The following is a 2,642-nucleotide window of genomic DNA, read 5'->3' as shown; positions in this document are numbered from 1 at the left end:
AACTGTACAGATAACATTATAATGTGATTTTTTATGCAAAGTAGTAGGTTGAATTTAAAAAATCAAAATAAATAGCAATATAATGTGATTTATTTTGACAACAACTTGAGGAAGAGAAATAATCCATTATAATCACAGTATAGTGTGATTTAATTGAATGCTATTACAAGTGTTTCCTTTTTCCTATTGAAATATTTATCAGTTTTCAAAACTCCACCCTATAACTCAATATCGGAATCAGCGGTGATTGATAGGCTGTTTTGATTTCGCCTTCCATAGGTTCAAAGTAGCTACCAAAGACATTGGCCCTATTGGTGATATTTTGGATGTCTAGAGCAAGGGTTCTGGTTGATTTTGGACGGTTGCGCTTAAGACTTAGCCGTAGATCAGTTCTGAAATAGGCGGGATTTTGAACTGTAAATGCCAATTCCTCAAGATAGACAGTTTCCCCGGCCGCTTGGGAAGCTTCTAGGTCGATCGGGGTATTCCAAAGGCCACCGCCGTAGATAGTCCTAAGGTTCATGCCAAAAACACGGTTCTTTTTCCAGGTATATTCTTTGCCGGCGGTGATGGCGAGGTTTGCCCTGCCGTTGAACCTGGTGTTTCTCCATTTGTTTTCCTCAGTTTTGTATAGGGAATTATAAACTGAACCGGAGATCAGAAAGTAAAGCCCTTTGTGCGTAAACTGCTCCAAAGTGAATTCCGCACCGTAGTTTTTACCAAATCCATTGTTGACTAAAGGCTCGGTCATGAATGACCATTGTTGGTTGATGATCGAATAGGTCTGATCGGATCCGGGTTTGACGGGAATGTCAAACAAATGCTGGTAGTAGGTTTCCACTTTCATCCGTAGATATGGATTCAGTGACCTGTCATAGGCTAGTACAATGTGGTGGGATTTGCTCAGACCCAAATCCTTGTTCGGTAATATGATTTCTCCGGCTTCCTCTTTTTGTGCAAAATAGGTACCCAAGGGCTGAATCTGACTGTGGAGTCCATATCCTACACTGATGCTTTGCTTTTCATCGAGTTTGTATGAAGCGCTCAATCTCGGTTCCAAAGAATTAGAGTTGTTAAGCAGAAGTTGAAGGTAATGAATTCCGAAATTGAAACTGAGACGCTCGGTTGCCTTGAGATTTAATTGGGAAAAAGCCTGAACGCTCTGTGTACTTCCTTTGGAATCTATGGATGTAACCATCTGACCGAGGTTTTCATCAAATCCCCTTTCTTTGAGATTGTATTGGAGTTGGTTAAGGAAAATACCGCTTCTCAGGTTGTGTTTTGCAGATAGCTTGGTGTTCAAGACCGAGCTGAAGGTCACTTTCGTTTGGGAAAAATTTTCAAAATACCATTCCTCGTTTTGGTATTGCTCGTTGAGGCGGTCTCCTTTGTCACCGATGCCATTTCCGGAGGCAAGGATAGTGGTCTGCAGGAAATTTGATTTGTTGATCATGTAGGCGTGTTTGATGCCTATTGCGCCTGTATTGGAGAAAAAGGTGGAATTCATCCTGTCAAATTCTCCTGTCCAAGTCAGGGAATCTTTTTCAGCTTCGCTGTTTTGATTGCTCAATCCCCCAAAACCAAATACTGAAACGGCACTTTTTTCTCCGGTGGGCAGGTAAAAGTTGAAAGACAGGTCCTGAAAATCCGTTACGAAATCTCCTAAAGGAACACCGATTTTGGAAAGCAAAGAAAGTGTGGAATAGCGGTAGTTGACGAGATAGGAACCTTTGTAGTTTTTGGCAATAGGACCTTCTGCAGAAATGTCGGTTCCCAAAAATCCGGCCTGAATGGTGAATTCCCTCTTTTCATTGTTTCCTTTTCGAAGGTTCAGGTCAAATGCTCCTGAAAGTGCATTTCCATATTCTGCGGGAAAAGCCCCTGTAATAAAATCTGAGTTGGCCAATAACTGTGCGCTGAGAATGGAAATACCGCCCCCTGCTGTGCCGGGGTTGACGAAGTGGTTTGGGTTTGGAATATCAATCCCTTCCATTCTCCAAAGCAATCCATTCGGACTGTTGCCCCGGATGGAGATGTTGTTATTGCCATCATCCGAACTGACAACTCCCGCATAAGATGCCGCCATCCTTCCTGGGTCATTGACCGCCGCTGCAAATTTTCTGGTTTCCTCTACGGAAAAAGTCCTTCCGCTGACAGCTATCATGTCATTGACAGTCCGGTCTTTTTCAGATGCTGTAACAACAACTTCTTGGATCTGATTGAAATCCTCCTCCAAATTCAGGTCTAGCACGACTTCCTTGCCGGAATTGACCTGAATCTGTGGAAGGATCAAATCCCGATAACCTACAAAACTGACTCTCAGCGATTGCGTACCGACGGGAACTTGCAGGATTTTGAAATACCCCTCGTTGTCAGTCACAGTTCCGATCAGCGGATCAGTACCCAACAACATGACTGTGGCACCGGGCATGGGAAATTTGGTTACCTGATCTACGACTTTTCCCCGGATGGTTTGGGTCAAAGTCTGGGCATGTAGCGAATTGAGCCCGAATAAAAAAATCAGGGCCATGATTTTTGTGAATGATTTCATAAAGTTGGTTTTTAGTTGTTCTGCTTCTCCAGAAGCAGGAAAGAGAGAATCGATACTTTGCTATCCTGCTTCTCCAGAAGCAGGATAACCT

Annotated in this window: 1 protein-coding gene; it reads right to left on the bottom strand. The window is 43.1% G+C overall.

The window, feature by feature from the left end:
• Positions 1-205 precede the first annotated feature (205 nt).
• A complete protein-coding gene (locus tag ACZFYI_RS18715; protein ID WP_462525641.1) occupies positions 206-2,551 on the bottom strand; it encodes a TonB-dependent receptor in 2,346 nt (781 codons plus the stop codon).
• Positions 2,552-2,642: the final 91 nt, after the last annotated feature.

The organism is Aquiflexum sp., from assembly GCF_977115555.1.
Note: the sequence above shows the minus strand (reverse complement) of the source record. Positions and strands in the feature narration are given on the sequence as shown.